General features: G+C 66.2%; 22 protein-coding genes. 8 read left to right on the top strand and 14 right to left on the bottom strand.

Annotated elements, in window-relative coordinates:
• Window positions 1-5: 5 nt before the first annotated feature.
• A complete protein-coding gene (locus tag Q0263_RS11980; protein ID WP_298016264.1) occupies window positions 6-1,043 on the bottom strand; it encodes a glyceraldehyde 3-phosphate dehydrogenase NAD-binding domain-containing protein in 1,038 nt (345 codons plus the stop codon).
• Between the two features lie 65 nt (window positions 1,044-1,108).
• Window positions 1,109-2,083, bottom strand: coding sequence for a D-2-hydroxyacid dehydrogenase (locus tag Q0263_RS11975; RefSeq protein WP_298016262.1), 975 nt, complete (start codon window positions 2,081-2,083; stop codon window positions 1,109-1,111).
• 128 nt (window positions 2,084-2,211) lie between these two features.
• Here Q0263_RS11975 and Q0263_RS11970 point away from each other — a divergent pair, with 128 nt between their 5' ends.
• Window positions 2,212-2,823 (top strand): glutathione S-transferase N-terminal domain-containing protein, encoded by a 612-nt coding sequence (locus Q0263_RS11970; RefSeq protein ID WP_298016260.1) that lies wholly within the window; start codon window positions 2,212-2,214, stop codon window positions 2,821-2,823.
• A gap of 54 nt (window positions 2,824-2,877) precedes the next feature.
• On the opposite strand, the gene Q0263_RS11965 is transcribed toward Q0263_RS11970, so the two are convergent.
• From Q0263_RS11965 to proC, 6 genes are all read right to left on the bottom strand, one after another.
• Window positions 2,878-3,579, bottom strand: coding sequence for an ABC transporter ATP-binding protein (locus Q0263_RS11965; protein ID WP_298016259.1), 702 nt, complete (start codon window positions 3,577-3,579; stop codon window positions 2,878-2,880).
• A 2-nt stretch (window positions 3,580-3,581) separates the two neighbouring features.
• Window positions 3,582-4,346: a high-affinity branched-chain amino acid ABC transporter ATP-binding protein LivG gene (gene livG, locus Q0263_RS11960; RefSeq protein WP_298016257.1), complete on the bottom strand. Its 765-nt coding sequence runs from the start codon at window positions 4,344-4,346 to the stop codon at window positions 3,582-3,584.
• Window positions 4,343-5,569: a high-affinity branched-chain amino acid ABC transporter permease LivM gene (locus Q0263_RS11955; RefSeq protein WP_298016255.1), complete on the bottom strand. Its 1,227-nt coding sequence runs from the start codon at window positions 5,567-5,569 to the stop codon at window positions 4,343-4,345. Before Q0263_RS11955 ends, livG begins: the two co-directional genes overlap by 4 nt.
• Window positions 5,569-6,498, bottom strand: a complete 930-nt coding sequence (locus Q0263_RS11950; protein WP_298016253.1) for a branched-chain amino acid ABC transporter permease LivH — start codon at window positions 6,496-6,498, stop codon at window positions 5,569-5,571. The genes Q0263_RS11955 and Q0263_RS11950 overlap by 1 nt, the downstream gene beginning before the upstream one ends.
• Before the next feature lie 85 nt (window positions 6,499-6,583).
• Window positions 6,584-7,702: a high-affinity branched-chain amino acid ABC transporter substrate-binding protein gene (locus Q0263_RS11945; RefSeq protein WP_298016251.1), complete on the bottom strand. Its 1,119-nt coding sequence runs from the start codon at window positions 7,700-7,702 to the stop codon at window positions 6,584-6,586.
• Between the two features lie 227 nt (window positions 7,703-7,929).
• Entirely contained in the window at window positions 7,930-8,763 is an 834-nt protein-coding gene (proC, locus tag Q0263_RS11940; RefSeq protein ID WP_298016249.1) for a pyrroline-5-carboxylate reductase, read from the bottom strand.
• Between the two features lie 233 nt (window positions 8,764-8,996).
• On the opposite strand from proC, the gene ugpB reads away from it, so the two are divergent.
• The 4 genes from ugpB to Q0263_RS11920 are packed head-to-tail and all read left to right on the top strand — an operon-like array spanning window position 8,997 to window position 13,139.
• Window positions 8,997-10,307, top strand: a complete 1,311-nt coding sequence (gene ugpB, locus Q0263_RS11935; protein ID WP_298016247.1) for a sn-glycerol-3-phosphate ABC transporter substrate-binding protein UgpB — start codon at window positions 8,997-8,999, stop codon at window positions 10,305-10,307.
• A gap of 3 nt (window positions 10,308-10,310) precedes the next feature.
• A complete protein-coding gene (gene ugpA, locus Q0263_RS11930) occupies window positions 10,311-11,192 on the top strand; it encodes a sn-glycerol-3-phosphate ABC transporter permease UgpA (RefSeq protein WP_298016245.1) in 882 nt (293 codons plus the stop codon).
• A 14-nt stretch (window positions 11,193-11,206) separates the two neighbouring features.
• Window positions 11,207-12,049, top strand: coding sequence for a sn-glycerol-3-phosphate ABC transporter permease UgpE (gene ugpE, locus Q0263_RS11925; protein WP_298016243.1), 843 nt, complete (start codon window positions 11,207-11,209; stop codon window positions 12,047-12,049).
• A gap of 13 nt (window positions 12,050-12,062) precedes the next feature.
• A complete protein-coding gene (locus Q0263_RS11920; protein WP_298016241.1) occupies window positions 12,063-13,139 on the top strand; it encodes a sn-glycerol-3-phosphate import ATP-binding protein UgpC in 1,077 nt (358 codons plus the stop codon).
• A 67-nt stretch (window positions 13,140-13,206) separates the two neighbouring features.
• Here Q0263_RS11920 and Q0263_RS11915 read toward each other — a convergent pair whose 3' ends face one another.
• The 6 genes from Q0263_RS11915 to Q0263_RS11890 all read right to left on the bottom strand — a co-directional run bounded on the left by Q0263_RS11915 (window position 13,207) and on the right by Q0263_RS11890 (window position 19,383).
• A complete protein-coding gene (locus Q0263_RS11915; protein WP_298016239.1) occupies window positions 13,207-14,328 on the bottom strand; it encodes a branched-chain amino acid ABC transporter substrate-binding protein in 1,122 nt (373 codons plus the stop codon).
• A gap of 133 nt (window positions 14,329-14,461) precedes the next feature.
• Entirely contained in the window at window positions 14,462-14,986 is a 525-nt protein-coding gene (locus tag Q0263_RS11910) for a Dps family protein (RefSeq protein ID WP_298016237.1), read from the bottom strand.
• 96 nt (window positions 14,987-15,082) lie between these two features.
• Window positions 15,083-16,036, bottom strand: coding sequence for a LysR substrate-binding domain-containing protein (locus Q0263_RS11905; protein ID WP_298016235.1), 954 nt, complete (start codon window positions 16,034-16,036; stop codon window positions 15,083-15,085).
• 23 nt (window positions 16,037-16,059) lie between these two features.
• Entirely contained in the window at window positions 16,060-18,135 is a 2,076-nt protein-coding gene (recG, locus tag Q0263_RS11900) for an ATP-dependent DNA helicase RecG (RefSeq protein ID WP_298016233.1), read from the bottom strand.
• A gap of 14 nt (window positions 18,136-18,149) precedes the next feature.
• Entirely contained in the window at window positions 18,150-18,536 is a 387-nt protein-coding gene (locus Q0263_RS11895) for a Rid family detoxifying hydrolase (protein WP_298016231.1), read from the bottom strand.
• A gap of 70 nt (window positions 18,537-18,606) precedes the next feature.
• Entirely contained in the window at window positions 18,607-19,383 is a 777-nt protein-coding gene (locus tag Q0263_RS11890) for a ferredoxin--NADP reductase (RefSeq protein WP_298016230.1), read from the bottom strand.
• Window positions 19,384-19,652: 269 nt separating this feature from the next.
• On the opposite strand from Q0263_RS11890, the gene Q0263_RS11885 reads away from it, so the two are divergent.
• The 3 genes from Q0263_RS11885 to Q0263_RS11875 are packed head-to-tail and all read left to right on the top strand — an operon-like array spanning window position 19,653 to window position 23,147.
• Window positions 19,653-20,696, top strand: coding sequence for a Fe(3+) ABC transporter substrate-binding protein (locus Q0263_RS11885; RefSeq protein ID WP_366140709.1), 1,044 nt, complete (start codon window positions 19,653-19,655; stop codon window positions 20,694-20,696).
• Window positions 20,697-20,705: 9 nt separating this feature from the next.
• Window positions 20,706-22,355, top strand: a complete 1,650-nt coding sequence (locus Q0263_RS11880) for an iron ABC transporter permease (protein WP_298016228.1) — start codon at window positions 20,706-20,708, stop codon at window positions 22,353-22,355.
• A 12-nt stretch (window positions 22,356-22,367) separates the two neighbouring features.
• Window positions 22,368-23,147 carry an ABC transporter ATP-binding protein gene (locus Q0263_RS11875; RefSeq protein WP_298016226.1) on the top strand — a complete coding sequence of 260 codons (780 nt, stop codon included), beginning with the start codon at window positions 22,368-22,370 and terminating at the stop codon, window positions 23,145-23,147.
• Window position 23,148 lies beyond the last annotated feature (1 nt).

Genomic DNA, 23,148 nt, shown 5'->3' with positions numbered 1-23,148 from the left:
AAAATTTAGTGCGCCGGTCTGAAGAGGTCCGCCCAGATCCGGGCGATGTCCAGCATGCGGTTGGCAAAGCCCCATTCATTGTCGAACCAGACCAGCAGATTGGCAAAATGCCCGTTGTTCACCCGCGTCTGCCCCAGGTCCAGGATCGCGGAATGCGCGTCGTGGTTGAAGTCGACGGAGGCATGCGGCTGGCGGGTGCAGGCCAGAAGATGCGGGCAGGCCTGGGCGGCCTGCGCCAGCAAGTCGTTCAGGGCGTCGACCGAGGTCGCCTGCGCCAGGTTGACGGTCAGGTCGATGGCCGAGACGTTCAGGATCGGCACCCGGACGGCCTTGGCCTGGATGCAGCCGGCCAGCTGCGGCAACAGGCGTTCCACGCCCTGGGCCAGGCCCGTCGTCACCGGCACGATGGACTGCATGGCGGAACGCGTGCGCCGCAGATCGGAATGGTGGTAGCCGTCGATCATGGGCTGGTCGTTCATGACGGAATGCAGCGTGGTCAGGAAGGCGCTCTTCACGCCCAGGCGGCGGTCCAGCAGATCCAGCACCGGCACGATGGCGTTGGTCGTGCAGGATGCCGCCGAGACGATGCGCTGGTCGGCGCGCAGATCGGCGTCATTGATGCCGTGGACGATGGTGGCTTCCACGTCGGCGGCGCTCTGCCCGGGATTGGACACCAGCACGCGCGGGCAGCCCGAGTCCAGGAAGCCCTGCAGGCTTGCGCGGGTGCCATAGATGCCGGAACACTCCAGCAGCAGGTCCAGGCCCAGTTCCCCCCAGGGCGCGCCGGCGGGTTCGCGGGTGTGGAAGACCGGAATGTCGCGCCCCTGTATCCTCAGGCCGCCGTCGAGGGTCCGCACCTCGCCCGGAAACACGCCGTGGGTGGAATCGAAGCGGGTCAGGTAGGCCATGGACTCGAGATCGGCGGGTTCGTTGATGGCGACGATCTGGATCGCGTCCGGATCGCCGGATTCCATCCAGGCCCGCAGCACGCAGCGTCCGATGCGGCCATAACCGTTGATGGCCAATCGTAAAGGCAAAGACATGGGTTTCGATCCAATCCTAGAGGCAAGCGAGGCGGACGCCGGCGCGCCCGCCCCCGATGAGGTGTTCAGCCATGGAAGCCGGCCACGACGTTGCGCGGCGCGTCGCGGCAGAAGGCTTCGATGTTGTCGCGCACCTGGTGGGCCATGGCGCGGATGGCTTCTTCGCTGGCCCATGCCACGTGCGGCGTCAGGATGAAGTTGGGAAAGCGCAGCAGCCGCAGGATCGGATGATCGGGCGGAGGCGGTTCCCGCGTGGCGACGTCGAACCCCGCGCCGCTGATCTGGCCGGTCTGCAGCGCGTGTTCCAGCGCCTGTTCGTCGACCAGGCCGCCCCGGGCCGTGTTGATCAGCAGGGGCTTGCGGTCCATCAGGGCGAATTCGGCGGCGCCGATCATGCCGCGGGTCTGGTCGTTGAGCGGACAATGCAGGCTGATCACGTCGCTGGTGCGCAGCACGTGGGTGAACGAGGTGTAGTCCTCGACGGGCGATCCGGCGTCCCTGCGGGCGGCGAACTGCACGCGCATGTCGAACGCCCGGGCGATTTCGGCGACGGCTTCGCCCAGGGCACCGCGTCCGATGATGCCCAGGGTGGACCCCGCGAGGTCGCGCACGGGAAAATCGAAATAGCAGAACTGGCCGCTTTCGTGCCAGCGCCCGTCGGCCACCGACTGGCGATAGGCCAGCAGGTTGCGCCGCAGGGCCAGCATCAGGGCGAAGGTGTGTTCGGGCACGGTGTGAACGGCGTAGTCGCGCACGTTGGACACGATGATGCGGCGCTGGTTGCAGGCGTCCAGATCGACGTTGTCCGTGCCGGTGGCGGCCAGGGCCACCATGCGCAGGCGCGGCGCCTGCTGCAGCACGTCCGCGGTCAGGGCGACTTTGTTGGTGATGATGATGTCCGCATCCAGGATACGCTCCGCCACCTGGTCCGGACGGGTCCGCGCATGGGCCACCCATTCGTGCGGCACCGCCGGCGCCGGGATGTCGATGGAGGCCGGCAGGGTATCTCGATCCAGGAAGACGATGCGCAGAGGGTCCATGGGGGGCCTTTGAATGAGTGTTCCGTATTCAGAGAACCCTAGTCTACTCTAAGCGGACGCCCTGAGCCGGGGCCGCGGTGGTATAACAGCCCTGACATCCTGAACCCCTTTTTTTGGTCGGAAGCTTTATGAAACTCTATTATTTTCCGGGCGCCTGCCCGCTGGCGACGCATATCGTTCTGGAATGGATCGGCAAGCCCTACGAGACCGAGCGCCTGACTCGCGAGCAGACCAAGGAGCCCGCCTACCTGAAGCTGAATCCCGCGGGAGCCGTGCCGACCCTGGTGGATGGCGACTTCGTGCTGACGCAAAGCGCCGCCATCCTGGACTATCTGGCCGAACTGCATCCCGAGGCCAAGCTGCTGGGCGACACGCCCCGCGCCCGCGCGGAAACCCGCCGCTGGCTCGGCCTGTGCAATTCCGACCTGCATCGCACCTTCAACATGGTGTTCAGCGCACCCTACTTCAGCGGCGGCGATGAATCCTTTGCCAAGGTCCTGGCCGCCAAGGCCGGCGAGAAGCTGAAAAGCCTGTTCGCCATCGTCAACGATCGCCTGAAGGGCCGCGACTGGCTGACCGGCGAACGCTCGATCGCCGACCCCTACCTGTTCGTGCTGCTGATGTGGGCCGACGCCAAGCAGATCACCCTGCCCGGCATGGAGGAACTGCGCAAGTTCCAGCAGCGCATGCAGGCCGATCCCGGCGTCCAGGCGGCGCTGAAGGCTCAAGGGCTGATCTGAAAGAAACCGCCCGGCCAAAGGCCGGGCGATTTTCCATCCTGACCCGAACGGCGGTCAGGCCCCCAGGTATGCCTTGCGGACCTCGTCGTTGCTGAGCAGGTTTTCGCCGGTGTCGGCCAGCACGACCTTGCCGGTTTCCAGCACGTAGCCTCGATCGGCCACCTGCAGCGCCTTGTTGGCGTTCTGCTCGACCAGGAACACAGTGACGCCCTCTTCCCGGATCGTGCGGATGATGTCGAAGATCTGCGCGATGATCAGCGGCGCCAGGCCCAGCGTGGGCTCGTCCAGCAGCAGCAGCTTCGGACGCGTCATCAGCGCCCGGCCGATGGCCAGCATCTGCTGTTCGCCGCCGGACATGGTGCCGGCCCGCTGGTTGGCGCGTTCCTTCAGGCGCGGGAACAGGTCGAAGACGTGATCCATGCTTTCTTCGGTCTGGGCTTTGTCCAGGAAGAAGGCCCCCATGTTCAGGTTCTCCGCGACCGTCAGGTCGGGGAACACGCGGCGGCCTTCCGGAGAAATGGCGATGCCGCGCTGCATGATGGTGTGCGTGGGCTGTTCGGTGATGTCGTCGCCCAGGAAGCTGATGCGCCCCGACCGGGCCCGGGGATTGCCGCAGACCGTCATCAGCAAGGTGGTCTTGCCCGCGCCGTTGGCGCCGATCAGGGTGACGATCTCGCCTTGGTTGACTTCGACGGAGACATTGTCCAGCGCCTGGATGGCGCCGTAAAACGTGCTGACGTTTTCAAGTTTGAGCACGGTCATTCCCCCAGATAAGCTTTGATGACGCGGGGATCCGTGCGGACCTCCTGAGGCAGGCCCGTGGTGATGGGCTTGCCGTGTTCCATGACCAGGATGCGGTCCGAGACCCCCATGATCAGGCTCATGTCGTGCTCGATCAGCAGCACCGCGACGCCATATTCGCGCCGCAGCTGGTCGATCAGCGCCGACAGGTCGCGCTTTTCCTGGGGATTCAGGCCGGCGGCCGGTTCGTCCAGCATCAGCAGGCGCGGCTGGGTGATCATGCAGCGGGCGATTTCCAGGCGCCGCTGGTGCCCGTAGGCCAGGTTGCCGGCTTCCCGGTTGGCATACTGGCGGATGTCCATGAAATCCAGCCACTGGACGGCGCGTTTCTTCGCGTCGGCTTCGGAATGCCGGTACGACGGCAGTTTCAGCAGGCCCTGGATCAGGCCGGTCTGCATCAGGGTGTGCTGGGCCACCAGCAGGTTTTCCAGCACCGTCAGGTTCTTGAACAGGCGCACGTTCTGGAACGTGCGCACCAGGCCGTGGCGGGCGACCTTGTGGCTGGGCAGGCCCGTGATGGGCTTGCCGTCCATGGTGATGGTCCCGGTGGTGGGCTTGTAGAAGCCCCCCACGCAGTTGAACACCGTCGTCTTGCCCGCGCCGTTGGGGCCGATGATGGCAAAGACTTCGTTCTTGCGGACTTCGAATGCCACCTGGTCGACGGCCAGCAGGCCGCCGAAGCGCATGGTCAGTCCGCTGACTTCCAGCAAAGATTCACTCATGATTCCAATTCCACTTGCGGACGTTTCACCGGCAGCAGGCCCTGCGGGCGCCACACCATCATGACCACCATCACCAGGCCGAAGATCAGCATGCGGTATTCGGCGAATTCGCGGGCGATTTCGGGCACGACCGTCAGCAGCACGGCGGCCAGGATGACCCCCAGCTGCGAGCCCATGCCGCCCAGCACCACGATCGCCAGGATCAGGGCCGACTCGATGAAGGTGAAGGATTCGGGATTGACCAGGCCCTGGCGGGCGGCGAAGAACGCTCCGCCGAAGCCCGCGAACATCGCGCCCATGGTGAAGGCGGACAGTTTGATGTTGCGCGGATTCAGGCCCAGCGATCGGCAGGCGATCTCGTCTTCGCGCAAGGCTTCCCAGGCGCGGCCGATCGGCATGCGGATCAGGCGGCTGGTGAAATACAGCGTGAACAGCACCAGCACCAGCGCCATCAGATACAGGTACGTGACCACGTCCTGGCTGTTGAAGGACCAGCCCATCAGCTCGTGGAAGGTGGGCGACCCGTCCATGGAGCGGCGCACCATCTGGTAGCCGAAGAAGGACGGCTTGGGAATGCCAGAAATGCCGTCCGGGCCGCCGGTGAAGCTGTACAGGTTGATCAGCATCAGCCGGATGATTTCACCGAAGCCCAGCGTCACGATGGCCAGATAATCGCCCCGCAGCCGCAGCACCGGAAACCCGAGGATGAAGCCGAACATCGCCGAGACCATGCCGGCGAACGGCAGGGCTTCCCAGAAGCCCCAGCCCGCCCAATGGTACAGCAGCGCATAGGTATACGCGCCGGTGGCGTAGAAGCCCACGAAACCCAGGTCCAGCAGGCCGGCGAAGCCGACCACGATGTTCAGCCCCAGGCCCAGCATCACGTAGATCAGGACCAGCGTGGCGATGTCCACCTGGGCCCGGCCGGTGAAGAAAGGCCAGACCACGGCGAACAGCACCAGCACGATGATGGCTTTGTGGCGCGCCTTGTCGGAGAATGTCGGCAGCGTGAACAGCGGCTTGCCGCCGGGCTTCCTGCGCTTGATCAGGGGGCGCAGCATCTGCACCAGGAAGACCAGCAGCATGCCGCCGATGATCATTTTCCAGTCGGGTTGCAGATAGGTTTCCTGGCCGCGGCGCAGGATCTGCAGGCCATAGACCGGCGCGATGATGACGCCGGCCATGACGGCGGCGATCAGCGAGTTCTTGAGGTTGTGCATCATCAGACCTTTTCCACCTCGGGTTTGCCCAACAGCCCCGTCGGACGGAACATCAGGATGAAGACCAGCAGCAGGAAGGCCACGATGTCCTTGTACTGCGAGGAAATGAAGGCCGCGGCGAAGGTTTCCGCCAGCCCCAGCAGGACGCCGCCCAGCATGGCGCCGGGAATGCTGCCGATGCCGCCCAGCACGGCGGCGGTGAAGGCCTTGATGCCGGCGATGAAACCGATGAAGGGGTTCAGCTTGCCGATGGCCAGGGCGATCAGCACCCCGCCCACGGCCGCCATCATGGCGCCGATCATGAAGGTGTAGGAAATGATCCGGCTGGTGTCGATGCCCAGCAGATTGGCCATGTGCAGGTCCTGGGAGCAGGCCCGCGAGGCCTGGCCGGTGCGCGAATACTTGATGAAGAGCGTCAGGCCCAGCATCATCAGCACGGTCACGACGATGATCAGGATGCGGGAATACGGCGCCGTCACGGTGAAGTTGCTCAGGCCGATGGTGAAGTCGACGGATCCGCTGATCAGGGCCGGGACGGCCATGTCGCGGGCGCCCTGCCCCGTGGCCACCCAGTTCTGCAGGAAGATCGACATCCCGATGGCGGAAATCAGGGGCACCAGCCGGGGGCTGTTGCGCAAGGGAGCGTAGGCGATCTTTTCAACCGCGTAGCCGTACACGGCGGTCACCAGGATGGCCATGATCAGCATGATCAGGATCATGACGGGCAGCGGCAGGCCGCTGTTGACGCCGATGGCCGAGAGAGTCACCAGGCCGACATAGGCACCGATCATGTAGATCTCGCCATGGGCGAAATTGATCATGCCGATGATGCCGTAGACCATGGTGTAGCCAATCGCAATCAGCGCGTAGATCGCGCCCAGCGACAAGCCGTTGAACAGCTGTTGCGTCAATAGGGGGAGCAAGTCGGACATAATGGCAGGGGATGTGCAGGATGACGGCCGGGCCCGGGGACCCGGCCAGGAAAACAGCCCCGGCTGCTGCCGGGGCGCCGAGCCTTTACGGCTGGATCTGGGTCAGATTGCCGTTGGCGTCCCAGCGGAACACGGCAAATTCAAAATGCTTCAGATCGCCCTTGGCATCGTAATCGACTTTGCCGATGCCGGTGTCAAAACTGTGGCTGTGCATGTAGTCGGCCACTTTGGCGGGGTCGTCGCCCACGGCGGTGATGCTGTCGGCCAGCACCTGCATGGCGGCATACGCCGTCATGGTGAAGGCGCCGTCGGGGCTGCGCTTGTACTTCTTGAAGTTTTCCAGGATCTGCTCGTTGCCCTTGCGCTTGGTGAAGTCGGCGGGCAGGGTCACCAGCAGCTTGTCGACGGCCGGGCCGGCGATGGCGGCCAGGTCCTTGTTGGCGACGCCTTCGGGGCCCATGAACTGGGTATCCAGGCCCTGTTCGCGCGCCTGGCGCAGCAGCAGGCCCAGTTCGGGGTGGTAGCCGCCGAAGTAGATCAGGTCGGGGCCCAGGGCCTTCAATTTGGAGATGACGGCGGAATAGTCGCTGTCGCCCACGTTGATGCCTTCGAACATGGCGATGTTCACGCCGTTCTTTTCCAAGGTCTTCTGCACCTGGGTGGCGACACCCGAGCCGTAGGTCTGCTTGTCGTGCAGGATCGCGACTTTCTTGGGCTTGAGCGCCTTGGCGATGTATTCGGCGGCGAACGGGCCTTGCTGGTCGTCGCGGCCGATGGTGCGGAAGAAGAAGTGCGGCTTGATCGTGTCCGTCACCAGCGGCGAGGTGGCGCCCGGGGTGATGGCGACGATGCCTTCCTGTTCGTAGACGTTGACGGCCGGCACGGTCGTGCCGGAGCAGGCGTGGGCGATGGCGAATTTCGCCCCGGAGTTGACCACCCGGTTGGCGGCCGGCACCGCCTGCTTGGGTTCGCAGCCGTCATCGATCAGCAGGGGCTCGATCTTCATGCCCTTGACACCGCCCGCGGCGTTGAGCGCATCGATGGCGGTGAGCGCACCAGCCTGGATCTGATCGCCATACTGGGTGTTGGGGCCAGTCATCGGCTGGGGGATGCCGATCTTCAGCGTATCGGCATGAGCGCCAGCAGCCAGCGACAGCGCGCCAAATGCCAGAACGACGGGGGTGATGCGCAACGTGAACTTCATTGGGTATGTCTCCGGTAGAGGCGCCACTGGCAGCTGTAATGCCGGGTGCGGCATTGGGGCCAGGAGCGTCAAGCTTTGGTTTTTGCTTCCGCCCTGAGCGGCACGCGTATTCTGACGATTCGGTCCCTAAGTGTCACTACGGTTAATCCCTGATGACCAGGTGTAATCGACACCGGGTGACGGACCGCCCATCGACCGCGCGCGTCCGGCGGCGGGACGGCGACGGATCAGTCCGAGAATTCGCGGGCCAGCTCGCCCGCCCGCCGGGCGGCCGCGGCGACGGCTTCGCGCAGGATGTCGGTCTGCCCCCGCTGCTGGAACACGGCCAGCGCGGCCGCCGTCGTGCCGCCCTTGGAGGTCACCCGTTCGCGCAGCACGGCCGGGGAATCGGGCGAGAGCGTGGCCAGCTGAGTCGCCCCGTGGAAAGTCGCCAGCGCCAGCTGGCGCGCCTGTTCGGGCGAGAGCCCCTGGTCCACGCCGGCGGCCATCAGGGCTTCGAGGAACAGGAACACATAGGCCGGCCCGCTGCCCGAGACGGCCGTGACCGCGTCGATGGCGGCGTCGTCGGCCACCCACAGCACGTCGCCCACCGCGCGCAGCAGTTCCTCCGCCAGGGCGCGGTCCTGGGCATCGACGCCGGACAGCGCCGCCATGCCGGTCATGCCGCAGGCGATCAGGGCCGGGGTATTGGGCATGCAGCGCACCACCCGCGTATAGGGGGCCCCATCGGCGCCCAGCCAGCCGGCGATCGCCGAGCCGGGAATGCCGGCCGCGATGCTGATGACCAGGGTGTCCGGCCGCAGCCAGGGCCGGCATTGCCGGACGACCTGGGCCATGACCTGCGGCTTGACGGCGAAGAACCAGACCCGGCAACCGGAGAGCCTGGCGTCCGGCGCCGGCGCCGTCGTCGTGCCCAGGGCTTCCCAGCGCGCGCGGGTGTCGTCGCCCGGGTCGATGACGTGGACGTCGGCCGCCGCGCAACGCCGGCCGATCAGGCCGCTGGCCAGGGCGTTGGCCATGTTGCCGCCGCCGATCAATGCAAGTGAGAGTCCTTTTTCCATAGCGGAACATTGTACGATCATGTCCCCGGAAACAGAATCCCGCGATGTCACGAAGCCCGGCCCGCCCTTTGCGCCGGAACCCCGCCGCCGGATCGGCGGCCGCGGCCCGCGGGCGGCGCTTATTGCGGCAAACAGGGATTGTCAAAGCTGACATGAACTGGTCACAATACCTGCCTACAATCCCCCCGCCGCCACCCCGGCAGGCTTCGGGGAGGCATACACAGGAGACTCTGATGGCATTTTCCCTTTTCCGCATGACTGCGCTGGCCGCCTTGCTGGCCAGCGCCGGCGCCGCCCAGGCCGCCACCGACATCACCTTCTGGCATTCCATGGAAGGCCCCCTGGGCGAGCGCGTGAATTCGATCGCCAAGGCCTTCAACGCCAGCCAGTCCGACTACGTGGTGCATGCGGTCTACAAAGGCGCGTACGGCGAATCCATGAACGCCGGCATCGCGGCGTTCCGCGCGGGCAATGCGCCCGACATCCTGCAGGTCTTCGAAGTCGGCACCGCCACGATGATGTACGCCAAGGGCGCCGTCAAGCCGGTGCAGGAACTCTCCGAAAAGGTCGGCGACCCGATCAATCCCAAGGACTTCCTGGGCGCCGTCGCGAGCTACTACTCGTCCCCGGAAGGCAAGCTGGTCTCCATGCCCTTCAACAGCTCTACGCCGGTCCTGTATTACAACAAGGACGCCTTCAAGAAAGCCGGCCTGAACCCCGACGCGCCTCCCAAGACCTGGCCCGAAGTCGCCGACGCCGCCAAGAAGCTGCGCGCCGCCGGCATGGAATGCGGCTATTCCAGCGCCTGGCCGTCCTGGATCCTGCTGGAGAACTTCGCCGCCTGGCATAACGTGCCCTACGCGTCCAAGGACAACGGTTTCGGCGGCCTGGATGCCCGCCTGCTGCTCGACAGCCCGCTGTTCAAGAAGCACATGACCTTCCTGGCCGGCATGGCCAAGGCGGGCGAATTCACGTACGGCGGCCGCGGCGACGCGGGCAACGCTCTGTTCACGTCGGGCAAATGCGGCATGTACACCGGCTCCAGCGGCATGCGCGCCTCGATCATCAAGAACGGCCAGTTCGCCTTCGGGACCTCCACCCTGCCCTATTACCCCGACGTCAAGGGCGCTCCTCAGAACTCCATCATCGGCGGGGCTTCGCTGTGGGTGTTCTCGGGCAAATCCGACGCCACCTACAAGGGCGTGGTCAAGTTCTTCAAATACCTGTCCAACCCCGAACAGGCGGCCGCCTGGCACCAGGGCACCGGCTACGTCCCGGTGACCAAGGCGGGCTACGAGCTGACCAAGAAATCCGGTTTCTATGACAAGAACCCGGGCACCGAAGTCGCCGTCCGGCAGCTCAACGCAGATACCACGGCCAATTCGCGCGGCATCCGTCTGGGCTACCTGCCCCAGATCCGCGATATCGAAGACGCCACGATGGAACAGATCTTCGCCGGCAAGATGGATCCGGAGGCCGGTCTGAAGAAAATGACCACCGAAGGCAACGCCCTGCTGGAACGCTTTGAAAAGAGCGTGAAGTAAGCAATGGAGAAACGCGTCGTCTTCCACCATCGGACCCTGCCCTGGCTGCTGCTGGCTCCCCAGCTCATCATCACGCTGGTGTTTTTCTTCTGGCCGGCCGGGCAGGCCATGTGGCAATCGTTCCGCGTGGAAGATCCCTTTGGCCTGTCCTCGCAGTTCGTGGGCCTGGCCAACTTCGCCGATCTGTTTTCCAGCGCGGATTATCTGGCTTCGTTTCGCACGACGGCCGGGTTTTCCGCGCTGGTGGCGCTGGGCGGCCTGGCCATTTCCCTGCTGCTGGCGGTCATGGCCGACCGGGTGGTGCGAGGCGCCGCGATCTACAAAACCCTGCTGATCTGGCCCTACGCCGTGGCGGCCGCCGTGGCAGGGGTGCTGTGGCTGTTCCTGTTCTCGCCCTCCGTCGGCATCCTGGCCGTGGCCATGGTGCAGCTGGGCCTGCACTGGAACCCCCGCCTGGATGGCGGGGACGCCATGGCCCTGATCGTCTTCGCCTCGATCTGGAAGCAGGTGTCCTACAACTTCCTGTTCTTCCTGGCCGGGCTGCAGTCCATCCCCCGGTCCCTGATCGAAGCCGCCGCCATCGACGGCGCCGGGCCGGCGCGCCGATTCTGGTCCATCGTCTTTCCCCTGCTGTCTCCCACCAGCTTCTTTCTGCTGGTGATCAATTTCATCTATGCCTTCTTCGATACCTTCGCGGTGATCGACATCGTCACCCAGGGCGGGCCCGGCCATGCGACCGACATCCTGGTCTACAAGGTCTACAACGCGGGCTTCAAGGGCCTGGATCTGGGGTCCTCGGCCGCGCAATCCGTCATCCTGATGCTGATCGTGATCGCCCTGACCGCCATCCAGTTCCGCTACGTGGACCGCAAGGTCAATTACTGACAAGGACGAATATCATGGTTGAACGTCGTCCCCTGCTGGACCTGGTATCCCATGCCGTGCTGATCCTGGGCGTGGTCGTCATCGCCTTTCCGCTCTACGTGGCCTTCGTCGCCTCGACCCAGACGGCCCAGGAAGTCGCCCAGGCGCCCATGTCCCTGATCCCGGGCGGGCATTTCCTCGGCAACTACTGGACGGTGCTGACCGGCAATGCCGTCAACACCCCGCCGGTGGGCCGCATGCTGTGGATCAGCACCTTCATGGCGCTGGCCATCGCCATCGGCAAGATCATCATTTCCATGATGTCGGCCTTCGCCGTCGTGTACTTCCGCTTCCCCCTGCGCATGCTGTGCTTCTGGATGATCTTCGTCACCCTGATGCTGCCGGTGGAAGTGCGCATCGCCCCCACCTACGCCGTGGTGGCCAACCTGGGCATGCTCAACAGCTACGCCGGCCTGACCCTGCCGCTGATCGCCTCGGCCACGGCCACGTTCCTGTTCCGGCAGTTCTTCCTGACCGTGCCCGACGAACTGGTCGAGGCGGCCCGCATCGACGGCGCCGGCCCCATGCGGTTTTTCAAGGACATTCTTTTCCCCTTGTCGCGCACCAGCATCGCCGCCCTGTTCGTCATCCAGTTCATCTACGGCTGGAACCAGTACCTCTGGCCGCTGATCATCACCACCCAGGAAAACATGTATCCGGTGGTGGTGGGCATCCGCCGCATGATCGCCGGCGGCGACAGCGTGACCGAATGGAACCTGGTCATGGCGACGGCCCTGCTGGCCATGATTCCGCCCGCGGCGGTGGTCGTGCTGATGCAGAAGTGGTTCGTCAAGGGCCTGGTCGACACAGAAAAATAGGATAAACGTTTACATGGCAACCCTGAGTTTTCGCAATGTGCGCAAGACCTATCCCGGCGGCGTCGCGGTCATCCACGGCATCGACATGGAAGTCCAGGATGGTGAATTCGTGGTCATCGTCGGTCCGTCGGGCTGCGGCAAATCCACCCTGATGCGCATGGTCGCCGGCCTGGAATCCGTCACGGACGGGGACATCGCCATCGGCGACCGGGTCGTGAATACGCTGGAACCGGCCGAGCGCAACATCGCCATGGTGTTCCAGAATTACGCGCTCTATCCCCACATGAGCGTCTTCGACAACATGGCCTACGGCCTGAAGATCCGCCGCATGGACAAGGCCGAGATCCGGCGCCGGGTCGAGGACGCAGCCCGCATCCTGGAACTGGACCACCTGCTGGATCGCCGGCCCCGCCAGCTGTCGGGCGGCCAGCGCCAGCGCGTCGCCATGGGTCGCGCCATCGTGCGGGAGCCTTCCGTGTTCCTGTTCGACGAACCGCTGTCGAACCTGGACGCGAAGCTGCGCGTGCAGATGCGGCTTGAAATCCAGAAACTGCACCAGCGGCTGAAGACCACCAGCCTGTACGTGACCCACGATCAGGTGGAAGCCATGACGCTGGCGCATCGCATGATCGTCATGAACCAGGGCGTTCCGGAACAGATCGGCACGCCCGCCGAGGTCTTCGAGCGCCCGGCCACGACCTTCGTCGCCAGCTTCATCGGTTCGCCGCCCATGAACCTGCTGCGGGTCGACGCGGACGCCCAGGGCAATGTCCTGGGGCCGGAGGGCCATGCGCTGCCGGTGCAGGCTCCCGCCTCCGCCAGGGGCTCGTCCCTCATCCTGGGCCTGCGTCCCGAGCATCTGCGCCTGAACGCCCCGGGACTGCGGGCGCAGGTGGAAACCGTCGAGATCCTGGGATCGGAACAGCTGATCCATGCCCGCTGGGGAGACCAGGCCGTGATCCTGCGATGCGCCGTGACGGAAACCCGCGACCATCCCCTGACCCATGGGGATGCCATCACGCTGGGTCCGGACGGCCAGCATCCGGCCCACTGGTTCGACGCGCGGACCGGCCAGCGGATCGACGGCTAGGACGCCGCGCCCCAAAAGAAAAACGGGATCCCTGTCGGGATCCCGTTTGCCATGCGCTCGGGCCGGCTTACTTGAAGACCGTCTTCGAGCCGTCCGCGTGCCAGGTGAACACGTCGAACTTGAAGGACTTCAGGTCGCCCTGCTTGTTCCAGGCGATGTTGCCGATCGGGGTCTTGACCGAGTTGGCATGCAGCCAGGCGGCGACCTTGACCGGATCGTCCTTGCCCACGCCCTTGAGGCCGGCAGCGATGGATTCCAGCGCGGAATACGCAGTCAGCTGGAAGGCGCCGCCCGGATTGCGGTTCTTGTCCTTGAAGGCCTTGACCACGGATGCGTTGGCGGGATCGGTCGTGAAGTCGGCCGGCAGCGTCACCAGCATGCCTTCGACGGCCGGGCCGGCGATGGCATTGATGTCGGGGTTGCCCACGCCTTCCGGACCCATGAACTTGGCCTGCAGGCCTTGTTCGGCGCCCTGGCGCAGCAGCAGGCCCATTTCGGGGTGGTAGCCGCCGTAGTAGACGAAGTCGGCGCCCGCCGATTTCAGCTTGGTGATGACGGCGGAATAATCGCTGTCGCCGGCATTGATGCCTTCGAACATGACGACCTTGACGCCGGCTTTTTCCAGATCGTTCTTCACGGCCGTGGCGATGCCCTGGCCGTACGATTGCTTGTCGTGGAGGACGGCCACGGCCTTGGGCTTGATCTTCTGCACGATGAATTCGGCAGCGGCGGGACCTTGCTGGTCATCGCGGCCGATGGTGCGGAAGATCATGTCGTAGTTCTTGCCGTCCGTCACGGCGGGCGAAGTCGCGGACGGGGACACCATCACCACGCCTTCGTTGTTGTAGACGGGAGCCGCCGCGATCGTGGCGCCCGAGCACACGTGCCCGACCACATAATGGATCTTTTCATTGACGACGCGGTTGGCGACGACCGGACCCTGTTTGGGTTCGCATGCGTCGTCCATCACCACGGCTTCGAGCTTCTTGCCCAGCACGCCGCCATTGGCGTTGATGGTTTCGATTGCCGTGTCCACGCCTTCTTTGACCATATCGCCGTACTGCGTCAGCGCCCCGGTGTAGGGCCCCGCGATGGCGATCTTGATTGTGTCAGCGTTCGCCGCGGTAGACATCATCATGCCGGCAGCCAGCCCCAAAGCGGCGACCATCGGCGTCAAGCGAATGTTCATACAACCTCCTGTGAAAGACCCAGAAAGAATACACGAAACCCCCGCAGGGCGGATCATGCCACATACGGGGGTTTTCCCGATACCTTGACGCCGGCAGCGCTGCCGGCGCGCACGAATCGGCCGGATGAACGCGTCAGGCCAGCAGACTGCGCAGCATCCAGGCGTTCTTTTCGTGAATGTCCAGGCGCTGCGTCAGGAGGTCGGCGGTCGGCTGATCGTTGACGGCGTCGGCGCACTTGAATGCCTTGCGAGCGGTCTTGGCGACGGCTTCGTTGCCGGCGACCAGCAGACGCAGCATGTCTTCCGCCGAGGGCACCGACGCGGGTTCCTTGATGGAACTGAGGCGGGCGTATTCGGCGTAGGTGCCGGGCGCGTAGTGCCCCAGGGCGCGGATGCGCTCGGCGACGGCGTCCAGGGCCTGCCAGGTTTCCGTGTACTGCGTCATGAACAGCTGATGCAGGGTGCTGAACATGGGACCCGTCACGTTCCAGTGGAAGTTGTGCGTCATCAGGTACAGCGTGTAGGTGTCGGCCAGGGTGTGCGCGAGTTCGGCCGCGACGGCGGCGCGGTCCTTGTCGGAGATGCCGATGTCGATCGGCAGACCGGAAGGGGTCGTCTGGGCTTTGGGGGAAGAGGTCTTTTTGACGGCTTTTGCCATGAAATGCTCCGTTAAGACAAGACCGTTCCAGCATAGCACGGCCAAGGGGCCGTCCGGCCGCGCGGATCCCGTCGCGGCGCCATGTCTTGCGCGGCGTCAATCGGCCACGGCGGCGGCGATGGGTTCCTCCAGCATCGTGACGCCGGGCATGCCGCAGCCCCGGACGGCCTGCACCAGCGCCTCGATGGCCGCCAGCCTGGGAAAACTTTTGCGCCAGATCAGCACGACCCGCCGGTCCGGCGCCGGCGGCGCAAAGGGGATGAAGCGCAGCAGCTTGCTTTCGGCCCCCTGCATGCCCAGGGCGCTGGCGGGCATCACGGTGATGCCGATGCCGGCCGCCACCATGTGCCGGATTGTTTCCAGCGACGATCCTTCGAAGGTGCGCTGGATGCCTTCGCTGGACGCCGAATAGCGGGACAGTTCCGGGCAAACCTCCAGCACCTGATCGCGAAAGCAATGGCCGGCCCCCAGCAGCAGCATGGTCTCCTCTTTCAGGCGTTCCGAGGCGATGGTTTTTTCGTGCGCCCAGGGGTGATCGTGCGGCAGGGCCACATAGAAGGGTTCGTCGTACAAGGCGCATTGCGCCAGGCCCGTTTCCGGCAGCGGCAAGGCGACGATGGCGCAATCGATCTCGCCCTGGCGCAGCAGCTCCAGCAGGCGGGTCGTATAGTTTTCCTGCAGCAGCAGCGGCATCTGCGGCGTGCGGCGGATCTGCTCTGGCACCAGGTGCGGCAGCAGGTAGGGACCGACGGTGTAGATGACGCCCACCCGCAGCGGCCCTTCCAGGGGATCATGGCCCTGGCGGGCGATTTCGCGCAGATTGGCGCCCTCTTCCAGGACCTTCTGCGCCTGCGCCACCACCCGCAGGCCGATGGGCGTGATGCCGACCTCGGCGCCGCCGCGCTCGAACAGCACCACGCCCAGCTCTTCTTCCAGCTTGCGGATCGCCACGGACAGCGTGGGCTGGCTGACGAAGCAGGCTTCGGCGGCCCGGCCGAAATGGCGCTCCCGCGCCACCGCGACGATGTACTTCAGTTCGGTCAGAGTCATCAGATCCCCTTGATATTCTTGGTCTAACTTCGCAGATACTGGATGGCGCCCGCCATCCAGCGCTGCTGATGCGCCTGCGCATGGTCCGGGAAGTCCGCGGACAGCCAGGCGGCCGCCGCGCGCGCCTGTTCCAGCAGGTCTTCGTCCGCGTTCAGGTCCGCGAAGCGCAGCAGCGCCTGCCCGGACTGGCGCACGCCCAGCAATTCGCCCGGCCCGCGCTGGGCCAGGTCCCGCTGCGCGATCTCGAAACCATCCGTGGTTTCATACAGGGCCCGCAGGCGCTCGCGGGCCAGCGCCGAGAGCGGCGGCTGGTACAGCAGCACGCAAGTGGATTCCCGGGCGCCGCGCCCCACCCGGCCGCGCAACTGGTGCAGCTGCGCCAGGCCGAAGCGTTCGGCATGCTCGATGATCATCAGGCTGGCGTTGGGAACGTCCACCCCGACTTCGATGACGGTGGTGCTGACCAGCAGGTCCAGTTCGTTGCGGCGGAAGGCCGCCATGGTGTCGGCCTTTTCCTGGGCGGCCAGCCGTCCGTGCATCAGGCCGATGCGCAGATCCGGCAATTCGGCCCGCAGGTGCTCCCAGGTGTCGACGGCCGTCTGCAGCTGCAGGGCCTCGCTTTCCTCGACCAGCGGGCAGACCCAGTAGGCCTGCTGCCCTTCGCGCACGGCGGCGGCCACGTGCATCAGCAATTCGTCGCGCCGCTGGTCGGCGAACAGGCGGGTGCGCACAGGCGTGCGCCCCGGCGGCAGTTCGTCCAGCACGGAGACGTCCATGTCGGCGAAAAAAGCCATGGCCAGCGTGCGCGGGATCGGCGTGGCGCTCATGCTGAGCTGGTGAGGGACGTGCGTCGCCTGGTCTCCCTTGCGGCTCAGGGCCAGCCGCTGGCCGACGCCGAAGCGGTGCTGTTCGTCGCTGATCACCAGTCCCAGCGCCTGGAACCGGACCTTGTCCTGGATCAACGCCTGGGTGCCCACGGCCAGCCGCGCCTGGCCCGACGCGATATCCTGCAGCGCCTGGCGGCGCCGCGCGGCGGGCAAGGCCCCAGTCAGCCAGCTGATCGACACGCCCAGGGGCTCGAACCATTCGGAAAACTTGCGCCAGAGCTGTTCCGCCAGGATTTCCGTCGGCGCCATGACGGCCACCTGGGCTCCCGCGTCGATCGCCTGGGCGGCGGCCCAGGCCGCGACCAGGGTCTTGCCGCTGCCCACGTCGCCCTGCAGCAGGCGGTGCATGGGATGGGCGCAGCGCAGATCGGCCTGGATGTCCGCCATGGCGCGATCCTGAGCGGCGGTGGGGCTGAAGGGCAAGGCGGCCAGCAGCCGCCGGCCCAGCTGCCCGTCTCCTTGCAGAGGCAGGCTGTGCTGCGCGCGGCGGCTGGCCCGGGCGTCGGCCAGGGCCAGCTGCTGGGCCAGCAGTTCGTCGAACTTGATGCGCCGCCAGGCCGGGTGTTCGTGTTCGGCCAGCGAGGCCAGGGAAATGTCCGGGCCCGGATGGTGCAGCAGCCGCAGCGAGGCCTCGAAATCCGCCAGGCCGTAGGCCTGGCGCACCGCGTCGGGCAGCGTGTCGCGCAGGTCGGCCCGGTCGAGGGCCTGGGCGATGGCCTTGCGCAGGCTGGCCTGCGACAGGCCCTGGGTCGTGGGATAGACCGGCGTCAGGGTGTCGGGCAGCGGCGTGCCCGGCTCGGAGATCAGGGGATGGACCATTTCCAGGCCCTGATAGCCCATGCGCACTTCCCCGCGGATGCGCACGCGGCGCCCCGGTTTCAGGCGCGCCTGCTGGCCGGGATAGACATGCAGCCAGCGCAGCTGCATCCGTCCGGTGTCGTCCGACAGCGTGGCCTGCAGTTCGCGGCGCGGCCGCATCCGGATGTCGCTGTCGAGAATGTCGCCTTCGAACAGGGCGTGCACCCCCGGTCGGGCCTGCGCCACCGGGGTGACGCGGGTCTCGTCTTCATAGCGCAAGGGCAGATGCACGATGAAATCCGCCGGCGTACGCAAGCCCAGGCGCTCGAACAGGCGCGCCTGCTGGGTGCCGGCGGCCGGCTTGCCCGGGCGTCCGGGAGCCCGGGCGGCGCCCGCCGAGGGTCGTGGGGCCATCGGATGCCGCGCAATCAGAGCGCCAGGACGGCTTCGACCTCGAATTGGGCGCCCTTGGGCAGGCTCGCGACGCCGATGGTGGAGCGGGCCGGATAAGGCTGGGGGATGATTTCCGCCATGATGGCGTTGGCGCTGGCGAACTTGCTGAGGTCCGTCAGGAACAGCGTCAGCTTGACGATGTTGTCCAGAGAGCCGCCGGCCGCCTGGATCACGGCCTGCATGTTGGCGAAGGATTGACGCACCTGGCCTTCGAAGTTCTCCGACACCAGTTCGCCCGTGCCGGGCTCCAGGCCGATCTGCCCCGACAGGAAGACCAGCCGGTTCGAGGTCGTGGCCACAGCCTGGGAATAAGGGCCCACGGCGGCCGGAGCCGAGTCGGAGTGAACGATTTCCTTGCTCATGATGGACTTCCCTGAATAGGTTTCATAACTATCAGAGTTTACCGATCAATAGCAAAAAATAAAAGGCGGATCATTTTTCGGCGAAGGCGCGCTCGAAGACGTAATCGCCCGGCTCGCCCACCCCCGGGGACACCACGAAGCCCCGGGTATCCAGCATGGCGCGGATGTCCGTCAGCATGGCCGGGCTGCCGCAGATCATGGCGCGGTCGCGGGCCGGGTCCAGGGGCGGCAGGCCGATGTCCTGGAAGATCCGGCCGGTTTCCACCAGCGTCGTCAGGCGCCCCTGATGGACGAAGGGCTCGCGCGTGACGGTCGGGTAATAGATCAGCTTGTCGCGCACCAGTTCGCCCAGGAATTCATCCTGGGGCAGTTCGCGGGTGATGTAATCGGCATAGGCCAGTTCGCTGATGAAGCGCACCCCGTGCATCAGGATGACCTTCTCGAAGCGGTCGTAGACGTCAGGGTCCTTGATGATGCTCATGAAGGGCGCCAGACCCGTGCCCGTGGCGAACAGGTACAGGTGGCGGCCCGGCTTCAGGTCGTCGACGACCAGGGTGCCGACCGGCTTCTTGCTGACCAGCACCGCGTCGCCCGGCTGCAGATGCTGCAGGCGGGACGTCAGCGGACCGTTGGGCACCTTGATGCTGAAGAATTCCAGGTTCTCTTCGTGGTTGGCGCTGGCGATGCTGTAGGCGCGCATCAGGGGCTTGCCTTCCACTTCCAGACCGATCATGACGAAATGGCCATTGTGGAAGCGCAGGCCGGGGTCACGCGTGGTCTTGAAGGAAAACAGCGTGTCGTTCCAGTGATGCACGCTGAGGACTTGCTCGGAAATGAAGGCGGCCATGACGAAGGTCGATTGGAAATCGGGAAAGGGCGATAAAGGAATGGTACGGCGCGGGTCCTGGAAAGCAAAGATAGGCCCGGCGGGTTCAAGGGTTTTCTTGATCTGGCGCAAGAACATGCGTCAACGGCGGGCGCTCGCGCGCTCTCGGGCCTCATTGTAGCGCGCCCCGCTTGCTTTAAGCCGGGCGGCATGCTAACTTCCGCGCTAATTATGATAATCATTATCATTCATTGATGACCAGGTCGTCTTTTTTACGGAACCCCGCGATCATGCAGCCTCGTTTCAGCCCGTTTTCCTTTGCCCGCCGACTGACCCTGTGGGCCGCCGCCCTTCCCCTGCTGGCAGGCGGCGCCGCCATGGCCGCCGAGGTCAATCTCTACACCACGCGCGAACCCAAGCTGGTCGAACCGCTGCTCGCCGCCTTTTCCAAGGACACGGGCATCAAGGTCAATACGGTCTTCATCAAGGACGGCCTGCTGGAACGGGTGCGCACCGAAGGCGCCCAGTCGCCCGCCGACGTGCTCATGACCGTGGATATCGGCAATCTGCTGGATCTGGTGGACGGCGGCGTCACCCAGGCGGTCCGGTCCGAGCCGCTGGAAGCCGCCATTCCCGCCAATCTGCGGGGCGCCGACGGCCAGTGGTTCACGCTGTCGCTGCGCGACCGGGTCGCCTATGTCGCCAAGGACCTGGACATCAAGGCCCTGAACTACGAAGACCTGGCCGATCCCCGCTGGAAGGGCAAGGTCTGCATCCGTTCCGGCCAGCATCCCTACAACACCGCGCTGATCGCCGCCATGATCGCCCACGACGGCGCCGAGGCGACCGAACAGTGGCTGCGGGGCGTGAAAGCCAATCTGGGGCGCGCCGCGACCGGCGGCGACCGGGACGTGGCGCGCGACATCCTGGGCGGGATCTGCGACGTGGGCATCGCCAACGCCTACTACGCCGGCCATATGAAGAATGCCGCCCCGGACACCGACGCGCGTCGCTGGGGCGACGCGATCCGCGTCATCCGCCCGACCTTCAAGGGCACCCAGGGCACCCACGTCAACATCTCCGGCGCTTCGGTGGCCCGCCATGCGCCGCATCGCGCCGAAGCCGTCCAGCTGCTGGAATACCTGGTGTCGGACAAGGCTCAGAGCCTCTATGCGCAGGCGAATTACGAGTACCCGGTCAAGGCCGGCGTGAAGCTGGATCCGACGGTCGAGAGCTTCGGCCCGCTGCAAATCGATTCCCTGCCGCTGACCGAAATCGCCCGCAACCGCAAGCAGGCCAGCGAACTGGTTGATCGCGCCGGCCTGAGCCAGTAAGGCGCTGCCATGGCGGCGCCGGACTTCCGGGCCTGGCCGTGGCATGCCGGCATGCTGGCCGCCGCGCTGGCCGTTCTGGCGCCGATCCTGGCGCTGGTCGGCCAGGCGGCCCAGGGCGCCGGCGCCCACTGGACCCATCTGCTGCAGTTCGTGCTGCCGGGCGTGCTGGGCCAGACCCTGCTGCTGCTGGCCGGCGTGGGCCTGCTGGCCGCCGCGCTGGGCGTAGGGGCGGCATGGCTGGTGACGGCCCATGATTTTCCGGGACGCGCCATCCTGTCCTGGGGGCTGCTGCTGCCGCTGGCCGTGCCGACCTACATCGTCGCCTACGCCTACCTGGACATCCTGCATCCGATCGGTCCCGTCCAGGAAACCGTCCGCGCCCTGCTGGGCTATTCGAGCCCGCGCGAATTCCGTCTGCCGGACGTGCGCGGCCTGCCCGGCGCCATCGTCCTGCTGGCCTTCGTGCTGTATCCCTATGTCTACCTGACGACGCGCAGCATGTTCGCCAATCAGGCGGCCCATCTGATGGAGGCCGCGCGGCTGCTCGGCCATGGCCCCTGGTCGGCGTTCCGGCGCGTGGCCCTGCCGATGGCGAGGCCGGCCATCGCCGTCGGCCTGTGCCTGGTCCTGCTGGAAACCCTGAACGACATCGGCGCCTCCGAATTCCTGGGGGTCCAGACGCTGACGGTGGCCATCTACACCACCTGGGTCACCCGCTCCGATCTGGCGGGCGCCGCGCAGATCGCCCTGGTGGCCCTGGCGCTGGTGACCGCGCTGATCGCCATCGAACGCCACGGGCGTCGGCGGCTGCGCTACACCGGCGGCCGGCGCGGCGCTTCCATCAGTCCCCGCCGGCTTCACGGCGCGGCCGGGTGGCTGGCGACCGCGCTGTGCCTGGCGCCGATCCTGATCGGCTTCGTCGCGCCGGCCGGCTATCTGCTGGCGCTGACGCTCGAGCGCCTGGGCGCCGGATCCTGGCCCTCGCCCGCCCTGCTGCGCGCCGCCTGGCAGACGCTGGGCGTATCCGCCGCCGCCACCGCCGCCGCGCTCGCCATCGGCCTGGCCGTGGTCTGGAGCCGCCGCATCATGCATCGCGTGCCGGCGTGGCTGCGGGCCGCGCCCCGGCTGGCGACTCTGGGCTACGCCCTGCCCGGCACCGTGCTGGCCATCGGCCTGCTGTTTCCCGTCATGGCGGCCGAACGCGGTCTGGCCTGGCTGCGCGCCGCGGTCGGCCTGGATCCCGCCGGCCTGATCCTGCTGGGCACCCCGGCCGCGCTGGCGCTGGCCTACGTCATCCGTTTCCTGACCATTCCGGTGGGAACGCTGGAGTCCGGGCTGGAGCGGATTCCAGCATCGTTCGAGCAGGCCGCCCGACTGCTGGGCGAGAACGTCCACGGCACGCTGCGGCGTGTCCACCTGCCATTGCTGCGCCCGGCCCTGATCGCCTCGGCGCTGCTGGTCTTCGTCGATGCGATGAAGGAACTGCCCGCCACCCTGCTGCTGCGGCCCCTGAATTTCGACACGCTGGCCACGTGGCTGTACGGCGAAGCGGCGCGCGGCACCTACGAAGAAGGGGCGATCGCCGCCCTGGGCATCGTCGCCGCCGGCCTGATTCCCGTGCTCATCCTGGCCCGGCTGCTGGACCGCCCGACTCCCTGAGACTCCCACGACATGCTGGAACTCGATCATATTTCCCTGAGCTACGCCGCCGATCGCGGCCGGAACACCGTCCTGCGGGACCTGGATCTGTCCCTGGAGACCGGCCAGATCGCCTGCCTGCTGGGCGCTTCGGGCTGCGGCAAGACCAGCGTGCTGCGGGCCATCGCGGGTTTCGAGCCGCTGGATCGCGGCGCCATCCGCCTGGACGGCCGCCTGCTGTCCGACCGGGACACCCGCGTCGCCCCCGAACACCGGCGCGTGGGCATGATGTTCCAGGACTACGCGCTGTTCCCTCACCTGAGCATCGCCGCCAACGTGGGCTTCGGCCTGCGCCGCGAGCCGCCCGCCGGGCGCCGGCAGCGCGTGCGCGAGATGCTGGCCCTGGTCGGCATGAGCGGCCTGGACGAGCGCTATCCCCATGAACTGTCCGGCGGCCAGCAGCAGCGCGTCGCCCTGGCCCGGGCGCTGGCGCCCGAGCCCGCCCTGCTGCTGCTGGACGAGCCTTTCTCGAATCTGGACGTCGATGCGCGCGAACGGCTGGCGTTCGAACTGCGGGATCTGCTCAAGGCCTCCGGCCATACCGCCCTGGTGGTGACGCACAATCAGGCCGAGGCCTTCGCCGTGGCCGACAGGATCGGCATCCTGCAGGACGGCCGGCTCGCCCAGTGGGCGACGCCCTACGAAACATACCATCACCCGGCGACGCCCGAGATCGCCACCTTCGTGCGCCGCGAGGCCCTGCTGGCCCAGCGCACCCAGGCCTGTCTGCGCGGCGCGCCCGCCGCCGCCTGAC

This window comes from uncultured Castellaniella sp. (assembly GCF_937988725.1).
GTDB lineage: Bacteria > Pseudomonadota > Gammaproteobacteria > Burkholderiales > Burkholderiaceae_B > Castellaniella.
Note: the sequence above shows the minus strand (reverse complement) of the source record. Positions and strands in the feature narration are given on the sequence as shown.